The sequence below is a fragment of the Streptomyces bobili genome (assembly GCF_002154575.1).
GTDB lineage: Bacteria > Actinomycetota > Actinomycetes > Streptomycetales > Streptomycetaceae > Streptomyces > Streptomyces bobili.
Genome location: NZ_MUBA01000011.1, coordinates 12,582 through 36,214, shown reverse-complemented (window position 1 = coordinate 36,214; position 23,633 = coordinate 12,582). Strand labels below are relative to the sequence as shown.

Here is a 23,633-nt window from a genome sequence, read left to right as displayed (position 1 = left end):
GCCACGCGGCGAGCCCCAGCGGCAGGAACGTCCGCAGACGGGAGCGCCGGGGCCGGGTGTCGGGGTGGGCGGGGGTCTGAGCGCCAGTCGTCATGCACCCAGTGTGCCTGGCCCCGGCTCAGAGCGGCATAAGGGGCCGATCAGCGGTTCCTGTGCGATCCCGCCGGCCGACAGGACTAAGAGGGCTGCTGCGGAGAGGGGGTGGACGGGGAAGGCGAGGACTGCGGCTTCTCCTGCGTGCCGGTCCGGCCCGCGATCTTGCCGACGCGCTCCCCCACGCCCCAGGCGGTGACCCGCCACAGGGCCTCCACGAGGATGTCGCGGCTCATCTTGGAGTCGCCCAGCTCCCGCTCGACGAAGGTGATGGGGACCTCGACGACGTGGTAGCCGGCCTTGACCGCCCGGCGGGCGAGGTCGACCTGGAAGCAGTAGCCCTGGGAGGCGACCTCGTCGAGGCCGAGGCCTTCGAGGGTCTCGCGCCGGAAGGCGCGGTAGCCGCCGGTGATGTCGCGCAGCGGGAGGTCCAGCGCCAGCCGCGAGTAGAGGCTGCCGCCACGGGAGATCATCTCGCGGGACCGGGGCCAGTTCACGACCCTGCCGCCCGGTACCCAGCGGGAGCCCAGCACGAGGTCGGCGCCCTTCAGCGCGGTGAGCAGGCGGGGCAGCTCCTCGGGCTGGTGGGAGCCGTCGGCGTCCATCTCGACCAGGACGCCGTAGCCGTGCTCCATGCCCCAGTGGAAGCCCGCGAGGTAGGCGGCGCCGAGGCCCTCCTTGCCCTTGCGGTGCAGCACCTGGACGTGGTCGTCCGTGGCGGCCAGTTCGTCGGCGAGTTTGCCGGTGCCGTCGGGGCTGTTGTCGTCGGCCACGAGGACGTGCGCCTCCGGGACAGCCTTCCGCACCCGGCCGACGATGCTCTTGATGTTCTCCGCCTCGTTGAAGGTCGGAATGATCACCAACGCCGTGCCGAGCGGACCGAACTTCCTCCCCCGGTCCTGTGCCGCGCGGTTCGCGTCGCCGTCGTTCACTGCTGCCCCTTCGTGTCCGTACGCAGGGGACCACCATAGTGGCCGCCGCCTGCGGTGACGTGACAGGCCGTTCGTATGGTGGTGTCGTTTCCACAAGAGCGGGGTAAGAATGCGCTTTTGGGCTTGTATGCCCGAGCGTACTGCCTGGGGAAGTGCCCCGCGGTCCTGCGGATGGGGGCCCGGCGCCCTTCGGGCCGACCTGGGACCCGCCGGCTGCGGGTCGACCTGAAGCCGTTGTCTACTGAGCGTCCGGGCCCCACCCGGGTCACACCGCACCGACCGGCCGGAACGTTCCCTCGCCCTGCTACGGCGCTGAGCCTGGCTCCCAGTGGCGGTGCGCCGGTGCGGCACACCGTCCCTGACCCAGCGGCGCACCGGCGAGTGCGCGGACGTTCCCCGGTGGGGCGTCCGGTGGTGGACCCGGCTGAACCTACCGGCCCCCCGCGGTCGGCTGTCAACAGCCGTTCGACCTGCGACTCTTCGGGTAACGCGCTGGTCAGCGGGCGGTCGGCGGCTCTCGCGGGACGCCGCGCGGACGGGTGATCTTCGGTGCCGCGCAGCGGCGGATCACTCGCCCGGCCGTACGAACACCGACCGTCCGGCGACCACCGTGCGCAGGCACACCGGCAACTCCGTGCCGGGCGTCAGGTCGGGCAGGCCGGGGGTGCCGGAGCGGGGGTCGGTGGACCAGCGGGCGACCCGGTCGTCCGGGGCCTGCACGACGAGCGCGCCGGTCCGCCAGACGGCGTAGTCGGCGGGGGCGCCCGGCACCAGGACGCCCGCGTCGTCTCGGCCGACCGCCCGCCAGCCACCGCGCGTGTGGGCGGTGAAGGCGGCGCGTACGGAGATCCGGTGCTCGGGGGTGCGGTGGAAGGCGGCGGCGCGGACCGTGCCCCACGGGTCGAGGGGGGTGACCGGGCTGTCGGAGCCGAAGGCGAGCGGGACACCGGAGCGCAGCAGGGCCGCGAAGGGGTTCAGGGTGCGGGCCCGCTCGGCGCCCAGCCGCTGGGCGTACATGCCGTCCTCGCCGCCCCACAGGGCGTCGAAGGCGGGCTGGACGGAGGCGGTGAGGCCCAGTTCGGCGAAGGCGGCGATCGTCTCGGGGGTGAGCATCTCGGCGTGCTCGACGCGGTGCCGGGCGGCGCGGACGCGGGTCAGGCCGACCTTGTCCGCCGCCGCGCGCACTCCCTCGACGACGGCTGTGACGGCGGCGTCCCCGATGGCGTGGAAGCCCGCCTGGAGGCCGGCCTCGGTGCAGGCCGTGACGTGCGCGGCGACGGCGGCGGCGTCCAGGTAGGCGGTCCCGGTGTGGGCGGCGTCCGTGTACGGGTCGTGCAGGCAGGCGGTGTGCGAGCCGAGGGCTCCGTCGACGAAGAGGTCCCCGGCGGCGCCGAGGGCGCCCAGTTCGCGGGCCTTGTCGACGTCCTGCTCCGCCCAGTAGCCGACGACCCGCGGGCCGACTTCCCCGGCGGCCAGCCGCAGCAGGGCGGTGAAGTCGTCCTCGGAGGAGATCTCGGGGCCGGCGCACTCGTGGACCGTGCCGATGCCGAGCGAGGCGGCGTGCGCGAGGGCGGCCCGCTGGGCCTCGGCGCGCTGGGCCGGCGTCACGGCTGCGAACGCGGCGGCGCGGACGGCGTGGTGGGCGCCGGCGGTGAGCGGGGCGCCGAGCGGCCCGTCCGCCGCACCGAGGCCGGGCGTCAGGTCGAGCAGGGCGGTGCTGACGACCGCCGAGTGGACGTCGATCCGGGACAGGTAGAGGGGCCGTCCGCCGGTGGCCTCGTCCAGTTCCGCAACGGTCGGGGGGCGGCCGCCGGGCCAGCGCGAGGCGTCCCAGCCGTGGCCCAGCAGGACCTTGTCCCGCGGTCGGGCGGCGGCGAACTCCCGCACCCGGGCGAGAGCCGCCTCCAGGTCGGGCGCGGTCGACAGGTCGAGTCCGGTCAGGGCGAGGCCCGTGGACGTCGTATGGACGTGGGCGTCGGTGAACGCCGGGGTGACGAGGGCGCCGTCCAGGTCGACCACCTCGTCGACACCGTCCGCGAAGGCGTCGGCCGCGCCCTCGGAGCCGACCCAGGCGACCTGGCCGCGCTCGACGACCATCGCGGTCGCGAACGGGTCGGCGGGGCTGTGGACCTCTCCTCGGCGGAGCAGGACGGTCTTCGGGTCGGGCGTGCGCTCACTCATGGACACCAGTTTCGCGCCTCGCCGGGGCCGGCCGGCACGGGGGACCCCTGGAACCGGCGAGCGTGCGGGGCCGCCGGGTGCGGCGGCCCTCAGATCCGGGGCGGGCGGGCCTCGTACGGGGTGGACAGCACGACCGTGGTGCGGGTGGAGACGCCCGCGAGGGCCCGCAGCCGCCCCAGCAGCTCCTCCAGTGCGTGAGGGGTGCCCACGCGGACCTTGAGGATGTAGTTCTCGTCGCCGGCCACGCTGTGACAGGCCTCGATCTCGGGCACGCCGGAGAGCCGGTCGGCGATGTCGTCGGGCGCGCTGGGGTCGAACGGTTTCACCGAGATGAAGGCGGTCAGTGGCAGCCCGACGGCCTCGGCGTCGACCACGGCCGCGTATCCCCGGATGACGCCGCGCTGTTCCAGCCGGCGTACCCGCTGGTGCACGGCCGAGGTGGACAGGCCCGTGGCCTTGCCCAGGTCGGTGTAACTCATCCGCCCGTCCTTGACGAGCAGCTGCACGATCTGTCGGTCCAGCTCCTCCATGGCGCAAGAACTTACAGGGCGCGTGATCTCTTCGTATACGTATACAGCCCAGGTCATACCGGTTCGTGATGTGTCGGACCGTACGAGCCGATCGGCATCTGCGAGTGGCATGTGACGAACGCCACAGTCTGCGCCAAGTCTTCGTGATGCTCCCGTGATTACCGCCGAGACGGGCTGGGAAGTGCTTGCTGTGGTCGAGGCCGCAGCGCCTGAACGGCCCAGCCCGAGGGGGAGAACCCATGCAGAGCCTTAAGCGTCCTGGTCGTACCGCGCCCAAGCGGTTCCAGCCCACCATCGTCGAGTCCGTGCCGGAGGGCGTCGATCCCGACGGCTTCGACGGCCCGGACGGCTTCGACGACGAGAACGGCGACCACGCCGACGAGTTCGACGCGTACGACACCTTGGAGATGTACCGGGTGATCTGCCCGGACTGCGCGCAGCCGATCGCCCTGCTCGCGGACGAGGAGATCCTGCCGGAGCACGCGCTGTGCGCTTCGCCGTGGAACCCGTTCGGGCTCACCGTCTGCGCGGGCACCGGCCGCACGGCGGACGAAGCCCGCCCCGCGGACGAGTCGGTGGAGCCCCAGGAGCAGGAGACCGCGCTGCTGTTGACGCTCCCTCAGGGGCTGGACTGGCGCACGCAGCCCTTCTCCCACGTCGGCGGACCCGCCTCGCGCCCGATGCGCGTGCCGGCGATGCGCCGTCACGCGGCCTGAGCACCCGCGCCCGACTCCCGTAGCCGCCCCGCGCCATGGCCCGCAGTCCGGCCGTGGCGCGGGTTCAGCGCGTCCGGATCCGGCCGAGTCGCCGCGGCCGGCGGCTGGTTGACGTCCCGTCAGTGCCGGACCGCGTCAGTACGCCTCCCGTCGGTGCCGGACGCGGAGCCGGGGGCACGGGGGCATGTCCCGAACTCACGCACGGGGGTGTGGGCCGTGACCTGGGGTCGCGTGCACGCGTTGCCCTGGTATGACCCCCACCTACCAAGCATCCGGGCGTCACCGCCAACTGTTCGTCCCCGTCTCCGCAGAATCGGTTCCGCTGGCTCCGCCGCCGCCACCGCCGGACCCGCCGATCTACCGCGACATGATGCGCGTCTGGGCCGACGGGGGCCGTACCCTGCCGGGTCGGCGGGACCCGGAGTGGCTGCGGCTCGTGGCCCCGCTGGTGCGGCGCGGCCAGTTCAGCGGGTCTCCGGACCCAGCAGATGACGGGCGATGACCATCCGCTGGATCTGGTTGGTGCCCTCGACGATCTGCAGGACCTTGGCCTCGCGCAGATAGCGCTCGACGGGGAAGTCGGCGGTGTAGCCGTAGCCACCGAGCACCTGGACGGCGTCCGTGGTGACCTGCATCGCCGCGTCGGTGCAGTGCAGTTTGGCCATGGCGGCCTGCCGGACGAACGGCCTGCCCGCGTCCCGCAGCCGTGCCGCCGCGAGGTACAGGGCCCGGCCCGACTCGACCCGGGTCGCCATGTCGGCGAGCAGGAAGCGCAGCCCCTGGAAGTCGGCGATCGGCCGCCCGAACTGCCGCCGCATGGTGGCGTAGGCGACCGCCTCGTCCAAGGCTGCCCGCGCGACGCCGACCGCGCAGGCGGCGATGCCGAGCCGTCCGGAGTCCAGCGCTGCGAGGGCGATGGCGAACCCCTCGCCCTCGTCGCCGATGCGCAGCGCGTCCGGGATCCGCACGCCGTCGAAGTGGACCTGGGCGGTCGGCGAGCCGTTGAGGCCCATCTTCTTCTCCGGCGGCGCGGCGCTCAGCCCCTCGGTGTCGCCGGGGACCAGGAACGCGGTGATCCCTCGGGCACCCTCGCCGCCGGTGCGGGCCATGACGGTGTAGAAGTCGGCGATGCCGCCGTGGGTGGTCCAGGCCTTGGTCCCGTCGATGATCCAGCTGTCGCCGTCCCGGACGGCCCGGGTGCGCAGCGCGGCCGCGTCCGAGCCGGAGGTGGGCTCGGAGAGGCAGTACGCGCCGAGCAGGCCGCCGCCGAGCATGGCGGGCAGGCGGGCGGACCGCTGCTCCGCGGTGCCGTGGGTGGCGAGGGCGTAGGTGGCCAGGGTGTGCACGCTGACGCCGAGTCCGACGGTGAGGCGGGCGGCGGCCAGTTCCTCCAGGACCTGGAGGTAGACCTCGTAGGGCTGGTCTCCGCCGCCGTACGCGGCAGGGTACGGAAGGCCGAGGAGGCCCGATTCCGACAGGAGGGTGAACAGTGCGTGGGGGAAGCGTCCGGCAGCCTCCTCCTCGGCGGCTGCCGGAGCGATCTCGCGGCGGGCGATGTCCTGGACGAGGGCGAGCAGGTCGCGGGCCTCGTCGGTGGGCAGGAGGCGCTCCACCGCGGGCGGGACACGGTCGGTCATGGCACCCCTCTCCTACGCCTGCCGGTCGGCGTCTCGGCGCTGTGAGTATGCCCGCGGGGGACGCGGGCCGCACGGCGCGACCGGACGGAATTGGTCCACACCATTGACCCAACTGGTCTAGTCCTCCTACCCTCTCGACACCGCGTTACCGCGTTCATGCCAATCGGCGCGCGTCCCCCTCTCCCCCACGAGGTGACACCCGATGCAGCACTCCGCCCACCGCCGCTCCCGCTTCCGGGCACTCGTCGCCGCCGCCTGTACGGCCGTGCTCGGCGCCGGCCTGCTCGCCGGCGCGGGCACCGCGACGGCGACCGACGCCTCCGCGACAAGGACCGCCGCCGCGTCCGCGCGGGTGGCCGCCGGCTCCAAGGTCCTCGGCTACTTCACCGAGTGGGGCACCTACGACCGCAAGTACCTCGTCAAGAACATCGAGACGTCCGGCTCGGCGGCGAAGCTCACCCACATCAACTACGCCTTCGGCAACGTCACCGGCGGCAAGTGCGCGATGGGCGACGCCTACGCGGCCACCGACCGCACCCACACGGCCGCCGAGTCCGTGGACGGGGTCGCCGACACCTGGGACCAGCCGCTGCGCGGCAACTTCCAGCAGCTGCGCGAGCTGAAGAAGAAGCACCCGGGCCTCAAGGTCCTCTGGTCCTTCGGCGGTTGGACCTGGTCGGGCGGCTTCGGCGAGGCCGCCAGGAACCCGGCCGCGTTCGCCCGGTCGTGCTACGACCTGGTCGAGAACTCCCGGTGGGCCGACGTCTTCGACGGCATCGACATCGACTGGGAGTACCCGAACACCTGCGGGGCCACCTGTGACACCAGCGGCCGGGCGGCCTTCAAGAACCTCATGCAGGCGCTGCGCGCGAGGTTCGGCACCGGGAACCTCGTCACCGCGGCCATCACCGCCGACGCGACCGCGGGCGGCAAGATCGACGCCGCGGACTACGCGGGCGCGGCACAGTACGTCGACTGGTACAACCCGATGACCTACGACTACTTCGGCGCCTGGGACGCCACCGGGCCGACGGCCCCGCACTCGCCGCTGATCTCCTACTCCGGCATCCCGAAGGCGGACACCCACACCTCGGCCACCATCGCCAAGCTCAAGGGGCTCGGCATCCCCGCCTCGAAGCTGCTGCTGGGACTCGGCTTCTACGGGCGCGGCTGGACCGGGGTCACCCGGTCGGCACCCGGCGGCACCGCGACCGGCCCGGCCGCCGGGACGTACGAGCAGGGCATCGAGGACTACAAGGTGCTCAGGACCAAGTGCCCGGTGACGGGCACGGTGGGCGGGACGGCCTATGCCAAGTGCGGGAACGACTGGTGGAGTTACGACACCCCGGCGACCGTCGCGAGGAAGATGGCGTACAAGAACCAGCAGGGTCTCGGCGGGACCTTCTTCTGGGAGCTGAGCGGCGACACGGCCGGCGGTGAGCTGATCAAGGCCATCGACTAGCCGGTGCCGCGCGGGCACTCGGGGCGGAGGACCACGAGCCTTCGCCCCGAGGGCGGTTCAGGCGTCGCGCCGGGCCGGCTTCGGGGCCGGGAAGGCGGGGTCGAGTTCCTCGACCGCGCGCAGGGCACCGCCCAGGGTCTTCACCAGGAGGGCGCGCATGGTCTCGCGGGAGAGGTCGGGGCGGTCGATCCAGTCGAGGGTGGCGCCCTCCACGCTGCACACCCAGGACAGCAGGCTCATCCGGGGCAGCGCCGGGATGTCGCTGCGGCCGTACGCCCCTTCGGCGATGGTGGCCACGATCGCCTCGCGGACCCCGTCCCGGATGGCGTGCACCTCGATGTCGAAGCCGACGCCGCCGCTGACGATGGTGCGGTAGGCGGACTGGTGGTGCTCGGCGAAGCGCAGATAGCCGTCGATCGTGCGGTGCACCCGGTCCACCTGGGGCAGTTCGATGCCGCTCGCCGCGAAGGAGACCAGGTCGGCGACGGAGTCCTGGATGATCGCCAGGTAATAGCCGCGCTTGGACTGGAAGTAGTAGTAGATCAGCCCCTTGGCGACGTGTGCCTGCCGGGCGATGTCGTCCATGGAGAGCGCGTCGTAGGACGTGTCGGCGAACAACCGGCGCCCGATGGCGATGAGTTCGGCGCGACGCGCCAGTGACCGCTCGGTGCCGCGCGCCCGGGGACGGGACGCGTCACGCTGCTGACTGATATTCAATGTCGACCCTGGTCTCCAACGGCCGGCGGGACGACGTCAGTATGTCAGGTCGAACGTGGGTGAAGTCACAGCGGGTCACGGGCCGCCGACGGCCCTCCCGCCCCGGTGTCAGACCAGGCCGAGCTGGGTCACGAGCATCGCCACGACGACGACCAGCGTCCATCCCATGACGTGTTCGAGGATCTTCGGACCGTCGTCCTTGGGCCCGCCGGTACGGGTGCGGGCGGCGGTGACTGCGGCGGCGTGGGCGGTCATGATGTCTCGCTGACGGTCGGGTGCGCGGTGGACGGCGGGCTTCCGCCGATCCGTCCACCTTGCCACCGTGCGGGGCATTTGCGGCCGAGAGCTTCCTCACACGCCGACGGCCCCCGGTCTCACCGGGGGCCGTTCACCGAAGGGAGGTCAGCGCACGCCGACCGCCTCGAGCGCCCTGCACTGGAGCGGGCTCGGACGGGCCGGGAAGTAGAGGTAGCAGACGCCCCCGGTGCCGGACGCGACCTTGCCGCTCGCGTTGTAGCGCTTGGTCCGCAGCCAGATGTTCTCGAACTCCCGCCGCCGGTAGACGCGCCGCACCGCCTGATCGCTCGGCGAGGCCGGGTCGTTGGCGATCACGTCACCCTCCGCGGTGAAGCCGATCACGGTCATCAGGTGCCCGGAGGTGCCGTATCCCGCGCCCGTCAGCTCCTCCTTGAGGAAGGACTGCGAGGTGATGGCCGGGATGCCGGCCGCGATGAGCGTCTCCACGTCGGTCAGCGAGGTGAGCCGGGTCACCACGCCCTGGAGGTCCTTGAAGGTGGCGGCGTACGCGGCGTTGAACGGCCAGTTGCCGCAGCCCTTGTACTGGTGGTCGAACGTGTACCGGGCGGCGTGGCACACCTGCGGGTCGGCGTACGCGGAGTCCACCCAGGACAGCTGCGCGGGCGTGAGGCGGCCTCCCCAGTACTCGATGATCATCTGCGAGGAGGTGGGGCTGCACCATGCCTCGCCGCCGTTGTCGTACTCGGGGTACTGGCCGGCGTGGATCTCCTGCGAGTAGCGCGGGACGACCAGTTCCTGCGCGAGGCCGGGCACCGAGGCCGGCACGGTGAAACGGTCCGGCACGTCCGAGCCCATCGCGCCCACCCGCCACACGGTGGGAGTGAGCTTCGTGCCGGGCCTGCGGTACAGGGTCAGGCGCAGCCGGTACGACGTGAGGCGCAGGCCGGTCGCGGCGTCGTCGACCGCGAGGGTGTCCGTCCACACGGTGCTCCGGCCGTCGGTCTGGTCGTCGACGGAGGTCCGCTTGATGTCCTGGTCTCCGGCCGCCCACCGGCCCATCACGTACCAGGGGGTGCTCGTGCCGTCGGAGTAGGCGGCCTTCAGTTCGATCTGGAGCCAGGTGCCGGCCGGGGTGCTCGCGTTCCAGGAGGCGATCGCCTCGGTGGCGGGGACCGCGAGGCGGTGGACGGGGGACGTCCAGGTCGCGTACTCCCACGCGGCGGTGGTGCCGGTGTGCGGGTCGGTGTAGTCCGAGGTCCCGGCCGGGGTCGCGAGGACCAGGCCGGGCCTGGCGCCGGCGACGGCCCTGGTGCCCGTGGCGGTGCCGGCGCGCCAGTCGGTGTACGTCGTCCAGGCGTGGTGGTCCACGGGGCGGGCCGGGGCCGCGCCGGGCGCCCCGTCCGGGCCCGCGGACTCGGCCGGACCGGCGGCCTCGGCCACCGCGGGGGCCGCGCCACCCGCGCCACCCGCGACGGCGGCGACGACCGCGGCGGCCAGGAGTGTCCTGCGGGACGGCTGATCGGTTCGGTCGCAGAGCTGGTCGGCTCTGCTGGACGACGGCTGTTCGGCTCTGCTCATGAGCGGAAGACCCCCAAGGTGTCCGAGTCGGAGCGGTCCGGTGTGCGGTGCGGTGCGGTTCGGTTCGGTGCGCCGTGCGGTTCGGGTGCGCAGGGCTGTGCGGTGTGCGGTGTGCGGTGTGCGGTGTGCGGTGTGCGGTGTGCGGTGTGCGGTGTGCGCCAACTATGGCGGGCGGCGGGCGGACCTGCCAGCACTTCCGCCCGTGCCACGCCCGGCAATATTGGTCTCGTCCACTGGCGTGACCTGCGGGAGGGCGTCCCCGCGCCATTAGACTTGCGACCCACCCCACCACCGCGAACACCGACATCACCGCCAAGCCCTCACCGCCGCGACCACCGCCAGGAACCGCCATCCGCCAGCTCGCCGCCCGGCTCCGCCGTCTGCCGCCGTCCTGCGGCCCGGTCCGCCTGATAGGCGTCGACGGGCACGCCGGGTCGGGCAAGTCCACGTTCGCGGAGCGGCTGGCCGAGGCGCTCGGCGGGGCGCCGGTGCTGCACCTGGACGACCTGGCGACCCACGACGAGCTGTTCGCCTGGACCGGGCGGCTGCTGACCCAGGTGATCGAACCGCTCGGCCACGGCGGGGCGGCGCAGTACGCCGCCTACGACTGGCGCACCCGTCGTTTCGGCCCGCCGCGCCCGCTCCCTCCGGCCCCCGTGATGGTGATCGAGGGCGTCGGCGCCGGCCGCCGTGCCCTGCGGCCGTATCTGGCGCAGCTGCTGTGGATGGAGTTGCCCCGCGAGGAGGCCTGGGCACGCGGCCGGGCACGGGACGGGGCGGAACAGCGGGAGTTCTGGGACGGATGGGTCGAGGCGGAGGAACGACATTTCGCCGAGGACCCGTCGCGGCCGTACGCGCACCGTGTGGTGCGGCAGTTGCCCGAGGGGTACGAGGTGTTGCCGGGGCCTGAGGGGACGCCGTGAGCGCGCCGCAGCGTCACGGAGGGTGAGCGATCGCCCTCATGTGGTGAAATTGTGAAGGGCCTTGCGTTTGAACTTGGCCAAGTGCTTCAACTCGGCTTGACCGAGGGCCCGTACAGGTCTTACGTTCTCAATGTGCGGCATCAGAAGCCGCCCCGCAGTCGCGAAGCCCCCGGTTGTTCCCCCGTGATCGGGGGCTTCGTTCTGCCCGAGCACCCCCTTTCGCGCCGGTTTGCGGACGCGCCGTGGCGACATCAGCTCACTCAGGGTCACCACTCGGCGGTGCGCCCCCTCTGCTTCCACCTCGTCGAACGAGCTGTGCCGCACCCTTCGGCGGGGTGCTCCCCCGCAGGTACGATGCCCTCGGTGCGACCTACGGACGACTGCTGCGCGCACCTGGCAACTCCGGTCCGCAGCACAGCGGTTCGACCATGGCAGCCGAGGGGCTCCGGCCCGGCGGCATACCGACGGGGGCACGGTTTGTGGGGGACGTGATGGACTTCGGCACGCAGGGCCCCGAGGCCCCGGCCGACCTCGCCTGGCTACGAGGCGTGGACGCCTACACCATGGGCGCGTATCCGCAGGCGGAGGAGGAGTTCCGCAACGCGGTGCGGATCGATCCCGGCATGGCCGACGGCTGGCTCGGGCTGCACGCGCTGCGCGTCGACACGACGACGGCGCTGCTCAGGATGTTCCGGCACCGCGACCGCTTCGGCGACCAGCGCACCCGGCACCGCCGCACGCTCAACTCCTGGTACTGGCTGGGCTGGTGGGTCCAGCCCGTGCTGGAGAGCCCCCGCGATCTGCTGCTCGCGCACGCCTCGCACTGGCTGGACGGCCGGCACGTGCCCGAGCTGGACCGGGCGCTCGCCGGTCTTCCGCCCGTCGACACCGACCACCAGGTCCGCTTCCTGCATGCCTGCCGCGCCTATCTGGTCAAGGACTGGGAACAGCTCGTCCGGCACACCGACCCGCTGCTCGACGACCCCCTCCTCGGCATCGAGGCCGGTCTGTTCGGCGGTATGGCCCGGGTCCGGCTGGAGATGTACGGGCAGGCCGAGCCGCTCCTCGCGACGGCGCTGATGCGCTGCCGCAGCGAACAGCCGCAGCGCAAGGAGCTGCGGTACTGGCTGGCCCGCGCGCACGAGGGCACCGGCCGTTCCGCCGCCGCGCTCCCCCTGTACCGGGCCGTGCACCGCGTCGATCCCGCCTTCATGGACACCTCGGCCCGGCTCGCCGCGATCGCCGAGGGGGACGGCTACGACGACACGGCCGACCTCGCGGCCATCACACTGAGCGGCATCGGGCAGGACGTCGGGGACGGGCCGGACCTCCTGGACCCGCTGTTCGGCACCGAGGGCCGGGACCTCAGACTCACCGAGCCCTCCGACCTGCCGTCCGTCGGTCCCGTCCCGACCGTGCCCGACCCGGCCGTCCGTGAGAAGACCGTCGTACCCTCCGTCCTGCCGGCCGGGCCCACCGACCCGGTGTTACTGGAGGAGGCGCTCTCCGAGCTGGAGCGCATGGTGGGCCTGGAGCCGGTGAAACGGCAGGTCAAGGCTCTGTCGGCGCAGCTCAACATGGCCCGGTTGCGGGCCGGGCAGGGCCTCCCGGTCCAGCCGCCGAAACGGCATTTCGTGTTCTCCGGCCCGTCCGGCACCGGAAAGACCACGGTGGCCCGCATCCTCGGCCGCGTCTTCTACGCCCTCGGTCTCCTCGGCGGCGATCACCTCGTGGAGGCCCAGCGGGCGGACCTGGTCGGCGAGTACCTGGGCCAGACGGCCGTGAAGGCCAACGAGCTGATCGACTCCGCGCTGGGCGGCGTCCTGTTCGTCGACGAGGCCTACTCCCTGTCCAATTCCGGCTACGGCAAGGGCGACGCGTACGGCGACGAGGCGCTGCAGGTGCTGCTGAAGCGGGCCGAGGACAACCGGGACCACCTGGTGGTGATCCTGGCCGGCTATCCCGAGGGCATGGACCGCCTCCTCACGGCGAACCCCGGACTCTCCTCCCGCTTCACGACCCGCGTCGACTTCCCGTCGTACCGTCCGCTCGAACTCACGTCGATCGGTGAGGTGCTCGCGGCGGACAACGGGGACGCGTGGGACGAGGAGGCGCTGGACGAGCTGCGGTCGATCGCCGGGCATGTCGTGGACCAGGGCTGGATCGACGAGCTGGGCAACGGGCGCTTCCTGCGCACCCTGTACGAGAAGAGCTGCGCCTACCGGGACCTGCGGCTGTCGACGTACCCGGGGACGCTGACACGGGACGACTTGTCGACACTGCGGCTGCCGGATCTGATGCAGGCGTACGGCGAGGTGCTGTCGGGACGGGGCCCGCAGGACCCGGCCTGATCGGAGGGACGGCAGCGGGCGGACCCGTTCGGCCCACCCGCCCCGGCGACCGGACGGTCTAGGTCGCCATCACCACCTCGGGATAGTCCCGGTGCGCGGGGTCCGTCACCTCGCCGACCAGCAGTTCCAGGACGTCCTCCAGCGCGACGAGGCCGAGCACCTTGCCCGAGGCGTCGGCTACCTGCGCCAGGTGGGTCGCCGCCCGCCGCATCACCGTGAGCGTGTCGTCCAGCGGCAGTTCGGAACGCAGTGTCGTCATCGGACGCCACACCTGCTGCGGCACCGCCCGCTCGGACTCCTCCAGGTCGAGGACGTCCTTCACATGGAGGTAGCCCATGAAGGCGCCGTTCTCCGCGGCGACGGGGAAGCGGGAGTAGCCGGTGCGGGCGGTGAGGGCGACGATCTGCCCCGGAGTGACCGACGGCAGGACCGTCACCAGTGACTCACGCCTGAGCAGGACGTCCGTGACCGGGCGGGAGCCCAGCTCCAGCGCGTCCTCCAGCCGCTCCTGCTCCTCGGGGTCGAGGAGTCCGGCCTGGCCGGAGTCCTCGACCAGGCGGTTGAGCTGCTCGCTGGTGAAGACGGCCTCGACCTCGTCCCTGGGCTCGACGCTGAAGAGCCGCAGGATGCCCTGGGCGCAGGCGCCGAGGGCGACGGTGATCGGCCGGCAGAGACGGGCGAAGGCGACCAGGCCGGGGCTGAGCCACAGCGCGGCCTTCTCCGGCGCCGCCATGGCCAGGTTCTTCGGGACCATCTCGCCGATGACGAGGTGGAAGAAGACGACGGCCGCCAGGGCGATGACGTAGCCCAGGGGGTGGATCATGCCGTGCGGCAGGTGGATCCACTCGAAGACGGGCTCCAGCAGGTGCGCCACCGTCGGTTCGGCGACCGCTCCCAGGGTCAGGGAGCACATGGTGATCCCGAACTGGGCGGCGGCCATCATCTGGGGCAGGTGTTCCAGGCCGTGCAGGACCTGGCGGGAGCGCGTGGTGCCGAGCGGTTCGATCTGGCTGCGGCGCACGGACACGAGGGCGAACTCGGCGCCGACGAAGAAGCCGTTCGCCAGCACGAGCAGGCCGGCGAAGGCGAGTTGGAGCACGCTCATCGGGTGACCTCCACGACCACTGCGGTGCGGACGATCCGGACCCGCTCGGCCCGGTAGTGGCCCACCCGGCGGACCGACAGCCGCCAGCCGGGCAGCTCGGCCCGGTCACCGACGGCCGGGATCCGGCCGAGCAGATCGGCGACGAGCCCAGCGACCGTCTCGTACGGTCCCTCGGGCGCGTCGAGGCCTATGCGCCGGAGCGTGTCGACCCGGCAGCTGCCGTCGACGTCCCAGGCGGGCCTGCCGTCCTCGGGCGGGACGGCGGCCAGTTCGGGGATGTCCAGGCCGTCGTGCTCGTCGCGGACCTCGCCGACGATCTCCTCGACGATGTCCTCCAGCGTCACCACACCGGCGGTGCCGCCGTACTCGTCGACGACGACGGCGATGGGCTGCTCGCTGCGCAGCCGGGCCAGCAGGGGCCGCACGGGCAGGGTCTCGGGGACCAGCAGGGCCGGGCGGGCGATGCGGCCGAGCGGGGTGCGCAGCCGGTCGCGGACGGGGACGGCTAGGGCGTCCTTGAGGTGGACCATGCCGACGATCTCGTCGATCTTCTCGCGGTAGACGGGGAAACGGGACAGGCCGGTGGCGCGGGTCAGGTTGACCACGTCCTCGGCGGTGGCCGATGCCTGGAGGGCGCTGACCTTCACGCGCGGCGTCATCACGTGCTGCGCGGTCAGCTCGGCCAGCGACAGGGTCCGCACGAACAGGTCGGCCGTGTCCTGTTCGAGCGTGCCGGCGCGGGCGGAGTGCCGGGCCAGGGAGACGAGTTCACCGGGGGTGCGGGCGGAGGCCAGCTCCTCGGTGGGCTCGACGCCCAGCGCGCGCACGAGCCGGTTGGCGACGGCGTTGAGACCGGCGATGACCGGCCGGAACAGGCGGGCGAACGCGTGCTGCGGGCCGGCGACGAACCGCGCGACCTGGAGGGGCTTGGATACCGCCCAGTTCTTCGGTACGAGTTCGCCGACCACCATCTGCACGGCGGAGGCCAGCAGCATGCCGATGACGACGGCCACACCGGAGACGGCGCCCTCGGGGACACGGACCGCGGTGAGGGGACCGCCGAGCAGCTCGGCGAGCGCCGGTTCGGCGAGCATGCCGACGACGAGGGAGGTGATGGTGATGCCGAGCTGGGTGCCGGAGAGCTGGAAGGACAGTTCCTTCAGCGACTCGACGACCGTACGGGCTCGTCGGTCGCCTTCGGCGGCGGCCTTCTCGGCTTCCTGTCGCTCGACGGTGACGAGGCCGAACTCGGCGGCCACGAAGAAGCCGTTGGCGAGGATGAGCAGGAACGCGGCTGCCAGGAGCAGCAGGGGGATGGTCATGGTGCCGCCGCCTCCACGGGGGAGGGGGCGGCGCAGGTACTACAGGACGAACCGTCCATCGCCGGAGAGGGTCACTCCTCGGGTAGCAGGACCCCCCGTGCGCCCGGCAGGGCACGACGGGGGTGGAGGCGCGAAGGGGAACGTCTCCGTCACCAGATTAATCAAGACAGAGCGTCCAGCGGCAGGTTGGACGCCCCCGAGTCAGCCCTGATAGTGCTCGGCTGGTGGTCCGGGTCAGCCCTGATCCTTCTCGGAGCGGTGCACGGACCTGGCCTCCACGAGGCTCCGCAGGGCACGCGCATGGGCGATGGCCTGCTGTTTGTCGATGCCGGGCTGGATGCCGAGCGCGGGCAGGCTGGTGCCGTCGCTGAGGTCGAGGAAGACCCAGGGGTCGCCCGACCGGAGGTTCACCTTGAGGATCTCGGCCCATTCCAGGCGCCGCCTGCTCGCGATGTTCACCACGGTGACGCCCGAGTCGTCGGCGACGACCTTGACCCGGGCCAGCTGGGCCGGCACCCAGAAGCAGAGGGCGCCGGTGAAGACGAAGCTCAGCCGCTCCCCCGGGCCGAGCTGCTCCAGCAGCAGGGCGACGGTGGAGATGACGGCGAAGAGCGCCACTCCGGCCGAGAGCAGCACCGCGCGGGTGCGGCTAGGCCGGAAGGTGACGGGGAGCGTGGGCTGGTCGGACATCTTTCCGGGGTTCTCAGAGTCGGCAGGCGTGGATGGCCGTGGTGAGGATGGCGCGGGCGCCGATGTCGTACAGGTCGTCCATGATCCGCTGGGCCTCCTTGGCGGGGACCATGGCACGGACGGCGACCCAGCCCTCGTTGTGCAGCGGGGAGACGGTCGGCGACTCCAGGCCGGGGGTCAGCGCGACGGCCTTCTCGAGCTGCTCGACGCGGCAGTCGTAGTCCATCATCACGTACGTCCGGGCGACCAGGACGCCCTGGAGGCGGCGCAGGAACTGCCGCACCTTGGGGTCCTCGCCGTCGGCGCCGGTCCGGCGGATGACGACGGCCTCGGACTTCATGATCGGCTCGCCGATCACCTCGAGGCCCGCGTTGCGCAGGGAGGTGCCGGTCTCGACGACGTCGGCGATGACCTCGGCGACGCCCAGCTCGATGGCCGTCTCGACGGCGCCGTCCAGGTGGACGACGGAGGCGTCGATGCCGTGCTCGGCGAGGTGCCCGGCGACGATGCCCTCGTAGGAGGTGGCGACCGTCATGCCCTTGAGGTCCTCGACGCCGGCGGCCGTGCCCGGCTTGGTGGCGAAGCGGAAGGTGGAGCGGGCGAAGCCGAGCGGGAGGATCTCCTCGGCGTCGGCTCCCGAGTCGATGAGCAGGTCGCGGCCGGTGATGCCGATGTCGAGGCGGCCGGAGGAGACGTAGATCGCGATGTCGCGGGGGCGGAGGTAGAAGAACTCGACCTCGTTCTCCGGGTCGACGATCCGCAGTTCCTTGGATTCGCGGCGCTGCTGGTAGCCGGCCTCATGCAGCATCTCCCCCGCAGGTCCGGACAGGGAACCCTTGTTGGGGAGGGCGATGCGCAGCATGAGGTCGGCTTCCTTCGCGTGGTGGTGTTCGGAGGGGGCGGGCTGGGCTCAGAGGTGGGCGTAGACGTCGTCCAGCGAGATGCCGCGGGCGACCATCATCACCTGGACGTGGTACAGCAGCTGCGAGATCTCCTCGGCTGCCGCGTCCTTGCCCTCGTACTCGGCGGCCATCCAGACCTCGGCGGCCTCTTCGACGACCTTCTTGCCGATGGCATGGACCCCCTTCCCGACCAGTTCTGCGGTGCGGGAAGTGGTGGGGTCGCCGGTGGCGGCCTTCTGCTGGAGCTCGGTGAACAGCTCCTCGAACGTCTTCTTGGACATGGTGGACCCACCCTAGCCGTTGTGCCCGGCTGCCTATCGCCAGGGTTCAGATACTGAGCGGAGGGTGGCCGCGGTGGCGACCGCGGCGGTCACCGCCTCGTGTCCCTTGTCCTCGTTGGAGCCTTCGATGCCGGCCCGGTCCAGGGCCTGCTCCTCGGTGTCGCAGGTGAGGACGCCCATGCCGATGGGGACGCCGGTGTCGACGGAGACCTGGGTCAGGCCCTGGGTGACGCCCTGGCACACGTACTCGAAGTGCGGGGTGCCGCCGCGGATGACGACGCCGAGGGCGACGATCGCGTCGTAGCCGCGGCCCGCGAGGACCTTGGCGACGACCGGCAGTTCCCAGCTGCCGGGGACCCGGAGCAGGGTCGGCTCGTCGATGCCCAGGTCGTGCAGGGCGCGCAGGGCGCCGTCGACCAGTCCGTCCATCACCTTCTCGTGCCACTGTGCCGCGATGACGGCGACCCTGAGGTCACCCACATTGCGTACGGACAGTTCCGGTGCACCCTTGCCGCTCACGTCTCTCCTTCGTGCCGTGCTTACTGGTTGCCGCAGGGGGACACGGGGGCCGTGTCCAGCCAGGGCAGGTCGTGTCCCATCCGGTCCCGCTTGGTGCGCAGGTAGCGGATGTTGTGCTCGCCCGCCTGGACGGGCATCGGTTCGCGGGCGGCGACCTCGATGCCGTGCCGGGTGAGCGCGTCGGTCTTCTCGGGGTTGTTCGTCATCAGCCGTACGCTGCGCACGCCCAGGTCGTCGAGGATCTGGGCGCCGGCCGCGTAGTCCCGGGCGTCGGCGGGCAGACCGAGTTCCAGGTTGGCGTCGAGGGTGTCGCGGCCGCGCTCCTGGAGTTCGTACGCCCGCAGCTTGGACAGCAGGCCGATGCCGCGGCCCTCGTGTCCGCGCAGGTAGACGACGACGCCCCGGCCCTCGGTCTGGATGCGCTCCAGGGCGGTGTCGAGCTGGGGGCCGCAGTCGCAGCGCGCGGAGCCGAAGACGTCCCCGGTGAGGCACTCGGAGTGGACGCGGACCAGGACGTCCTTGCCGTCGCCGATCTCGCCGTGCACGAGCGCGACATGCTCGACGCCGTCGACGGTGGAGCGGTAGCCATAGGCGGTGAAGGTGCCGTGGACGGTGGGCAGGCGGGTCTCGGCCTCGCGGCGGACGGTCGGCTCGGCCGTGCGGCGGTAGGCGATCAGGTCCTCGATGGAGATGATCGTCAGGCCGTGCTTGCGGGCGAACGGGATCAGCTCGGGCAGGCGCAGCATGCGGCCGTCCTCGCCGGCGATCTCGACGATCGCGCCGGCCGGGCGCAGGCCCGCGAGCCGGGCGAGGTCGACCGCGGCCTCGGTGTGGCCGTTGCGGACGAGGACGCCGCCGGGCCTGGCGCGCAGCGGGAAGACGTGGCCGGGGCGGACGAGGTCGGTGGGCTCGGCGGTGCCGTCGGCCAGGAGCCGCAGGGTGGTGGCGCGGTCGGCGGCGGAGATGCCGGTGGTCACGCCGTGCGCGGCGGAGGCGTCGACGGAGACGGTGAACGCGGTCTTCATCGACTCGGTGTTGTCCGCGACCATCTGCGGGAGTTCGAGCCGGTCGAGTTCGTCGCCCTCCATGGGGGCGCAGATCAGGCCGCGGCACTCGCTCATCATGAAGGCGACGATCTCGGGGGTGGCCTTCTCGGCGGCGATGACGAGGTCGCCCTCGTTCTCGCGGTCCTCGTCGTCGACGACCACGACGGGGCGGCCTGCGGCGATGTCGGCGATGGCCTGCTCGATCGGGTCGAGCGCGAAGTCCTCGACGCCGTCCGTGGTGTAGAGGATGGGTGCCGTGCTCATGCGGGCGCTCCTTCCAGAGCGGGCCGCGAACCCGTGCGGGAGCGCAGCCACCAGTCGCGCATGCCCCACAGGACGAGCGCGCCGTAGATGACGTAGACGAAGCCGGAGAAGGCGTAGCCGTTGGCGAAGTTCAGGGGGACGCCGACGAGGTCGACGAGGAGCCAGGCGAACCAGAACTCGACCATGCCCCTGGCCTGGGCGTACATGGCGACGATGGTGCCGACGAAGATGTAGGCGTCGGGCCAGGGGTCCCAGGACAGGGTCGGGTAGGCCTTGAAGAGGAGGGCCACGGCGACGGTGCCCGCGGCGGCGGCGCCGGCCATGGCGGCGCGCTCACGCCAGGTGGCGAAGCGCGGGGTGATGTGGCCGTCGGCGGATCCGCTGCGGTCGCGGTTCCACTGCCACCAGCCGTAGAGGGCGACGGTCATGACGACGGCCTGTTTGCCGGCGCTGCCGGTCAGGTGGCCGAAGAAGGCGCCGAAGAGGATGAGGCCGGAGAGGAACTGGACGGGCCAGCTCCAGATGGACCTGCGCCAGCCGAGCGCGAGGCCGGCCAGGCCGAGGATGTTGCCGACCATGTCCGACCAGAGGATGTGCTGGTCGAAGAGGACGAAGGCCTCGGAGTTCAGCGAGTTCACTTCGCCGCTCCCCCGTTGGCGGCCATCAGCCGCTCCACGTACTTGGCGACGATGTCGACCTCGAGGTTGACCGGGTCGCCGGGCTGCTTCAGGCCGAGGGTGGTCAGGTCGAGGGTGGTGGGGATGAGGCTGACGGTGAAGTGGTCCTGGCCTGCTTCGACGACGGTGAGGCTGATGCCGTCGACGGTGATGGAGCCCTTCTCGACGACGTACCGGGCGAGGTCGGCGGGGAGCGCGACCTTGACGATCTCCCAGTGTTCGGAGGGCGTGCGCTCCAGCACCTGTCCGGTGCCGTCGACGTGGCCCTGCACGATGTGGCCGCCGAGGCGCGCGCCGACGGCCGTGGGCCGTTCGAGGTTGACGCGGGAGCCGACGGTGAGGGCGCCGAGGCTGGAACGCTTCAGGGTCTCCGCCATGACGTCGGCGGTGAACTCGTCACCCTCGTGCTCGACGACGGTGAGACAGACCCCGTTCACGGCGATGGAGTCGCCGTGCTTGGCGCCGTCGGTGACGACGGGGCCGCGCAGCCGGAAACGGGAGGCGTCGCCGAGATTCTCGACGGCGGTGACCTCACCCAGTTCTTCGACGATTCCGGTGAACACTTCCCGGGTCCTCCTGCCTCATTCGGGCACGGACTCCGGGGCCTGTCGAAGACGACAGAATGAAACGGGCGAGGACACCGGGGGCGACGCCGGACAGACTCGTCCGCGGACGAGTACATATTCGGCGGCACGCACGAATGCCTGCCCGCCGCGCACTGCCTCCCATCCGGACTTTAACCGTCGGTCCAGGAATTTCACCTGGTCAACCGGTCGCTGGAAGCGACCGGGTCGCGGACTGTAACCGCCGGTTCGGACTTTCACCGACCCCGGAGTGCGCTGCTGTAGGTACAGGGCCAGTGTGCCACGCCCGGTACCGGTCCATGCGGGCGAAGTCTGTGGGGTGGCTCACAGGGGGTGCGCATGGACATCTCGGACGGCCCGTCGGGGCCCCAACTCTCCGCCCCGGCACGCCCCTTCAAATTGGTCCATACCTATTGACTCACTGGTCTAGTCCTCTCTAGGGTCTGCGCAACTTCCGTGGAGAGGAACCGACTGTGCTGTCCCCCTCACGACACCGGGCGAGACCCGCGCTGCTCGCCGCCGCGGCTGCCGTCGCGGGCCTGCTGCTCGCCGGACTCCCGGCCACCGTCTCGAACGCGGCCGACCAGGGCTCCTGCCGCCCCGACGGGCTGTACGCGACGCCGGGCGTGGACGTCCCCTACTGCTCGGTCTATGACACGGCCGGCCGGGAGAAGATGGGCGCCGACCACCAGCGCCGGGTGATCGGCTACTTCACCGGCTGGCGCACCGGCAAGGACGGCACACCCGCCTACCTGGCCCCGGACATCCCCTGGGACAAGGTCACCCACCTCAACTACGCCTTCGCACACGTCGACGGCGCCAACAAGCTCTCCGTCGGCGCGGACGGGGCGGCCAACGCGGCGACCGGGATGACCTGGCCGGGAGTGGCCGGCGCCGAAATGGACCCGGCACTCCCCTACCAGGGTCATTTCAACCTGCTCAACAAATTCAAGAAGCAGCACCCGGACGTCAAGACCCTGATCTCCGTGGGCGGCTGGGCGGAGACCGGAGGCTATTTCGCCGCCGACGGCACCCGGGTGAACTCCGGCGGCTTCTACTCGATGGCCACGAACGCGGACGGCTCCGTCAACCAGGCCGGCATCGACACCTTCGCGAATTCCGCCGTCGACTTCATCAGGAAGTACGGCTTCAACGGCGTCGACATCGACTACGAATACCCGACGACCATGAAGGACGCGGGCAATCCGCTCGACTGGTCCCTCTCCAACGCCCGCCGCTCCGGCCTGGTCAAGGGCTACGCGGCCCTGATGAAGAGCCTGCGCGAGAAGCTCGACCGCGCGGGATCGGCGGACGGCAGGCACTACCTGCTGTCGGTGGCCGCCCCCTCGTCCGGATATCTGCTGCGCGGCATGGAGACCTTCCAGGTCCAGAAATACCTGGACTACGTCAACATCATGTCGTACGACCTGCACGGCGCCTGGAACGAGTACGTCGGTCCGAACGCCTCCCTCTTCGACGACGGCAAGGACGCCGAACTCGCCGCGGCGGGCGTGTATTCGACGTCCCAGTACGGCGGGATCGGCTATCTCAACACCGACTGGGCCTACCACTACTTCCGCGGGTCGATGCCGGCCGGCCGGATCAACATCGGACTCCCGTACTACACACGGGGATTCAAGAACGTGACCGGCGGGACCGACGGGCTGTGGGGCAGAGCGGCCACGACCACCTGTCCGGCCGGCTCCGGGCTCACCAGGTGCGGGGACGGCGCCGTCGGCATCGACAACCTCTGGCACGACCTCGACACCGCGGGCCGGGAGGCGCCCGCGGGCTCCAACCCGATGTGGCACGCCAAGAACCTGGAGAAGGGCGTCGTCGGCGACTACGTCACCCGGTACGGCTTCCCGGCCGACACCCGCCTGACCGGCACCTACGCCCGCAAGTACGACGCCACGCTGGTCGCGCCCTGGCTGTGGAACGCCGAGAAGAAGGTGTTCCTGTCCACCGAGGACGAGCAGTCCGTCGCCGCCAAGGCCGACTACGTGGTCGACCAGGGCATCGGCGGCACGATGGTGTGGGAGCTGGCCGGCGACTACGGCTGGAACGCGGCCAAGGGGCAGTACGAGCCGGGGTCGACGCTGACCTCCGCCATGTACGAGAAGTTCAGGTCCGCCTCGCCGTACGGCGCCAAGCGCTCGACGGTGGAACTGCCTGCCCAGGCGCTGAAGATCGACGTGGAGTTCGGGCAGTTCCCGCTCGGCGACTCCAACTACCCGATCAGCCCCAAGCTGAAGATCACCAACAACACGTCCACTACCCTTCCCGGCGGCACGGAGTTCCGCTTCGACTACGGCACCTCGGCGCCCGGCAACGCCAAGGACCAGTCGGGCTGGGGGACTTCGGTGCTCAGCAGCGATCACACGGGGAGCAACGTCGGCGGCCTCAAGGGCAGTTACCACCGGGTCTCGCTGAAGCTGCCGGCCTGGCAGACGCTGGCGCCGGGGGCGTCGGCGGAGGTGGACCTCGTGTACTACCTGCCCGTGTCGACGCCCTCGAACTGGACGGTGACCTTCGAGGGGCGGACGTACGCGCTGGCCGGGGATCTGACGCGGGGCACGACGGTGGTGGAGCCGGGAGCGAGCCCCAGCCCCAGCCCGAGTACCAGCGCCAGCCCGAGCCCTAGCCCGTCGGGGAGTGTCTCCCCGTCGCCCTCCGGCTCCGGCGGGACCGGGCAGTGCGCCGCCCCGGCCTGGACGGCGACGACGGAGTACGTCGGCGAGAGCAAGGTGTCCCACCGGGGGCACGGCTGGCGTGCCAAGTGGTGGACGAAGGGCGAGGAGCCCGGCACCACCGGTGAATGGGGAGTGTGGCAGGACCTCGGCGCCTGCTGACCTCTGACCCCGT

The 23,633-nt window shown here is 71.6% G+C and carries 21 protein-coding genes and 1 riboswitch; of the genes, 5 read left to right on the top strand and 16 right to left on the bottom strand.

Annotated features, from left to right (window positions below; translation table 11 throughout):
* Positions 1 to 176: 176 nt before the first annotated feature.
* The 3 genes from BZL64_RS01075 to BZL64_RS01065 form a co-directional block, all read right to left on the bottom strand.
* Positions 177 to 1,025, bottom strand: coding sequence for a polyprenol monophosphomannose synthase (locus BZL64_RS01075; protein ID WP_086765022.1), 849 nt, complete (start codon positions 1,023 to 1,025; stop codon positions 177 to 179).
* 567 nt (positions 1,026 to 1,592) lie between these two features.
* A complete protein-coding gene (locus BZL64_RS01070; RefSeq protein ID WP_086765019.1) occupies positions 1,593 to 3,206 on the bottom strand; it encodes an amidohydrolase in 1,614 nt (537 codons plus the stop codon).
* 89 nt (positions 3,207 to 3,295) lie between these two features.
* Positions 3,296 to 3,736 (bottom strand): Lrp/AsnC family transcriptional regulator, encoded by a 441-nt coding sequence (locus tag BZL64_RS01065; RefSeq protein WP_086765016.1) that lies wholly within the window; start codon positions 3,734 to 3,736, stop codon positions 3,296 to 3,298.
* Between the two features lie 239 nt (positions 3,737 to 3,975).
* Between BZL64_RS01065 and BZL64_RS01060 the strand changes: the two genes are divergently transcribed.
* Positions 3,976 to 4,452 carry a hypothetical protein gene (locus BZL64_RS01060; protein WP_086765013.1) on the top strand — a complete coding sequence of 159 codons (477 nt, stop codon included), beginning with the start codon at positions 3,976 to 3,978 and terminating at the stop codon, positions 4,450 to 4,452.
* A gap of 464 nt (positions 4,453 to 4,916) precedes the next feature.
* Here the strand turns inward: BZL64_RS01060 and BZL64_RS01050 are convergent, their stop codons facing one another.
* A complete protein-coding gene (locus tag BZL64_RS01050) occupies positions 4,917 to 6,089 on the bottom strand; it encodes an acyl-CoA dehydrogenase family protein (protein WP_086765010.1) in 1,173 nt (390 codons plus the stop codon).
* Positions 6,090 to 6,291: 202 nt separating this feature from the next.
* Here BZL64_RS01050 and BZL64_RS01045 point away from each other — a divergent pair, with 202 nt between their 5' ends.
* Entirely contained in the window at positions 6,292 to 7,551 is a 1,260-nt protein-coding gene (locus BZL64_RS01045; RefSeq protein ID WP_086765007.1) for a glycoside hydrolase family 18 protein, read from the top strand.
* Between the two features lie 57 nt (positions 7,552 to 7,608).
* On the opposite strand, the gene BZL64_RS01040 is transcribed toward BZL64_RS01045, so the two are convergent.
* From BZL64_RS01040 to BZL64_RS01035, 3 genes are all read right to left on the bottom strand, one after another.
* Positions 7,609 to 8,268: a TetR/AcrR family transcriptional regulator gene (locus BZL64_RS01040; RefSeq protein WP_086765004.1), complete on the bottom strand. Its 660-nt coding sequence runs from the start codon at positions 8,266 to 8,268 to the stop codon at positions 7,609 to 7,611.
* Between the two features lie 108 nt (positions 8,269 to 8,376).
* Complete coding sequence (locus tag BZL64_RS38890; RefSeq protein WP_107430177.1) at positions 8,377 to 8,523, bottom strand: SCO1431 family membrane protein; 147 nt, start codon at positions 8,521 to 8,523, stop codon at positions 8,377 to 8,379.
* 147 nt (positions 8,524 to 8,670) lie between these two features.
* The gene (locus BZL64_RS01035) at positions 8,671 to 10,104 is read right to left on the bottom strand and encodes a peptidase C39 family protein (RefSeq protein ID WP_086765000.1); all 1,434 of its coding nucleotides are present in this window, start codon (positions 10,102 to 10,104) and stop codon (positions 8,671 to 8,673) included.
* Between the two features lie 305 nt (positions 10,105 to 10,409).
* On the opposite strand from BZL64_RS01035, the gene BZL64_RS01030 reads away from it, so the two are divergent.
* Together BZL64_RS01030 and BZL64_RS01025 are read left to right on the top strand one after the other, a co-directional pair.
* Positions 10,410 to 11,027, top strand: a complete 618-nt coding sequence (locus BZL64_RS01030) for a uridine kinase family protein (protein ID WP_244205130.1) — start codon at positions 10,410 to 10,412, stop codon at positions 11,025 to 11,027.
* 491 nt (positions 11,028 to 11,518) lie between these two features.
* A complete protein-coding gene (locus BZL64_RS01025) occupies positions 11,519 to 13,378 on the top strand; it encodes an AAA family ATPase (RefSeq protein WP_086764994.1) in 1,860 nt (619 codons plus the stop codon).
* Between the two features lie 58 nt (positions 13,379 to 13,436).
* On the opposite strand, the gene BZL64_RS01020 is transcribed toward BZL64_RS01025, so the two are convergent.
* The 9 genes from BZL64_RS01020 to BZL64_RS00980 all read right to left on the bottom strand — a co-directional run bounded on the left by BZL64_RS01020 (position 13,437) and on the right by BZL64_RS00980 (position 20,747).
* Positions 13,437 to 14,483, bottom strand: coding sequence for a hemolysin family protein (locus tag BZL64_RS01020; protein ID WP_086764991.1), 1,047 nt, complete (start codon positions 14,481 to 14,483; stop codon positions 13,437 to 13,439).
* Entirely contained in the window at positions 14,480 to 15,805 is a 1,326-nt protein-coding gene (locus BZL64_RS01015; RefSeq protein WP_086764988.1) for a hemolysin family protein, read from the bottom strand. Before BZL64_RS01015 ends, BZL64_RS01020 begins: the two co-directional genes overlap by 4 nt.
* A 234-nt stretch (positions 15,806 to 16,039) precedes the next feature.
* A complete protein-coding gene (locus BZL64_RS01010) occupies positions 16,040 to 16,495 on the bottom strand; it encodes a PH domain-containing protein (RefSeq protein ID WP_086764984.1) in 456 nt (151 codons plus the stop codon).
* 13 nt (positions 16,496 to 16,508) lie between these two features.
* Complete coding sequence (hisG, locus tag BZL64_RS01005; RefSeq protein WP_086764981.1) at positions 16,509 to 17,357, bottom strand: ATP phosphoribosyltransferase; 849 nt, start codon at positions 17,355 to 17,357, stop codon at positions 16,509 to 16,511.
* A 48-nt stretch (positions 17,358 to 17,405) separates the two neighbouring features.
* Positions 17,406 to 17,678, bottom strand: coding sequence for a phosphoribosyl-ATP diphosphatase (locus tag BZL64_RS01000; RefSeq protein ID WP_086764978.1), 273 nt, complete (start codon positions 17,676 to 17,678; stop codon positions 17,406 to 17,408).
* A 33-nt stretch (positions 17,679 to 17,711) separates the two neighbouring features.
* Positions 17,712 to 18,197, bottom strand: coding sequence for a 6,7-dimethyl-8-ribityllumazine synthase (ribH, locus tag BZL64_RS00995; RefSeq protein ID WP_086764975.1), 486 nt, complete (start codon positions 18,195 to 18,197; stop codon positions 17,712 to 17,714).
* A 20-nt stretch (positions 18,198 to 18,217) separates the two neighbouring features.
* Positions 18,218 to 19,507 carry a bifunctional 3,4-dihydroxy-2-butanone-4-phosphate synthase/GTP cyclohydrolase II gene (locus BZL64_RS00990; RefSeq protein ID WP_086764972.1) on the bottom strand — a complete coding sequence of 430 codons (1,290 nt, stop codon included), beginning with the start codon at positions 19,505 to 19,507 and terminating at the stop codon, positions 18,218 to 18,220.
* A complete protein-coding gene (locus BZL64_RS00985; protein ID WP_086764969.1) occupies positions 19,504 to 20,145 on the bottom strand; it encodes a nicotinamide mononucleotide transporter family protein in 642 nt (213 codons plus the stop codon). The genes BZL64_RS00990 and BZL64_RS00985 overlap by 4 nt, the downstream gene beginning before the upstream one ends.
* A complete protein-coding gene (locus BZL64_RS00980; protein ID WP_086764964.1) occupies positions 20,142 to 20,747 on the bottom strand; it encodes a riboflavin synthase in 606 nt (201 codons plus the stop codon). Before BZL64_RS00980 ends, BZL64_RS00985 begins: the two co-directional genes overlap by 4 nt.
* A 148-nt stretch (positions 20,748 to 20,895) precedes the next feature.
* A riboswitch (FMN riboswitch) is annotated at positions 20,896 to 21,026 on the bottom strand.
* A gap of 215 nt (positions 21,027 to 21,241) precedes the next feature.
* Between BZL64_RS00980 and BZL64_RS00975 the strand changes: the two genes are divergently transcribed.
* Complete coding sequence (locus BZL64_RS00975; RefSeq protein ID WP_086764961.1) at positions 21,242 to 23,620, top strand: chitinase C-terminal domain-containing protein; 2,379 nt, start codon at positions 21,242 to 21,244, stop codon at positions 23,618 to 23,620.
* The last annotated feature ends 13 nt before the right edge of the window (positions 23,621 to 23,633 follow it).

What these genes read in the sequence shown, in the direction of transcription:
- BZL64_RS01060 (WP_086765013.1), top strand. Translation starts at nt 3,976, where the DNA reads ATGCAGAGCCTTAAGCGTCCTGGTCGTACCGCGCCCAAGCGGTTCCAG.
- hisG (WP_086764981.1), bottom strand. Translation starts at nt 17,357, where the DNA reads ATGCTGCGCATCGCCCTCCCCAACAAGGGTTCCCTGTCCGGACCTGCG.
- BZL64_RS01015 (WP_086764988.1), bottom strand. Translation starts at nt 15,805, where the DNA reads ATGACCATCCCCCTGCTGCTCCTGGCAGCCGCGTTCCTGCTCATCCTC.
- BZL64_RS01050 (WP_086765010.1), bottom strand. Translation starts at nt 6,089, where the DNA reads ATGACCGACCGTGTCCCGCCCGCGGTGGAGCGCCTCCTGCCCACCGAC.
- BZL64_RS01035 (WP_086765000.1), bottom strand. Translation starts at nt 10,104, where the DNA reads ATGAGCAGAGCCGAACAGCCGTCGTCCAGCAGAGCCGACCAGCTCTGC.
- BZL64_RS01025 (WP_086764994.1), top strand. Translation starts at nt 11,519, where the DNA reads ATGGACTTCGGCACGCAGGGCCCCGAGGCCCCGGCCGACCTCGCCTGG.
- BZL64_RS01010 (WP_086764984.1), bottom strand. Translation starts at nt 16,495, where the DNA reads ATGTCCGACCAGCCCACGCTCCCCGTCACCTTCCGGCCTAGCCGCACC.
- BZL64_RS38890 (WP_107430177.1), bottom strand. Translation starts at nt 8,523, where the DNA reads ATGACCGCCCACGCCGCCGCAGTCACCGCCGCCCGCACCCGTACCGGC.
- BZL64_RS01045 (WP_086765007.1), top strand. Translation starts at nt 6,292, where the DNA reads ATGCAGCACTCCGCCCACCGCCGCTCCCGCTTCCGGGCACTCGTCGCC.
- BZL64_RS01070 (WP_086765019.1), bottom strand. Translation starts at nt 3,206, where the DNA reads ATGAGTGAGCGCACGCCCGACCCGAAGACCGTCCTGCTCCGCCGAGGA.
- BZL64_RS01065 (WP_086765016.1), bottom strand. Translation starts at nt 3,736, where the DNA reads ATGGAGGAGCTGGACCGACAGATCGTGCAGCTGCTCGTCAAGGACGGG.
- BZL64_RS01000 (WP_086764978.1), bottom strand. Translation starts at nt 17,678, where the DNA reads ATGTCCAAGAAGACGTTCGAGGAGCTGTTCACCGAGCTCCAGCAGAAG.
- BZL64_RS00990 (WP_086764972.1), bottom strand. Translation starts at nt 19,507, where the DNA reads ATGAGCACGGCACCCATCCTCTACACCACGGACGGCGTCGAGGACTTC.
- BZL64_RS01020 (WP_086764991.1), bottom strand. Translation starts at nt 14,483, where the DNA reads ATGAGCGTGCTCCAACTCGCCTTCGCCGGCCTGCTCGTGCTGGCGAAC.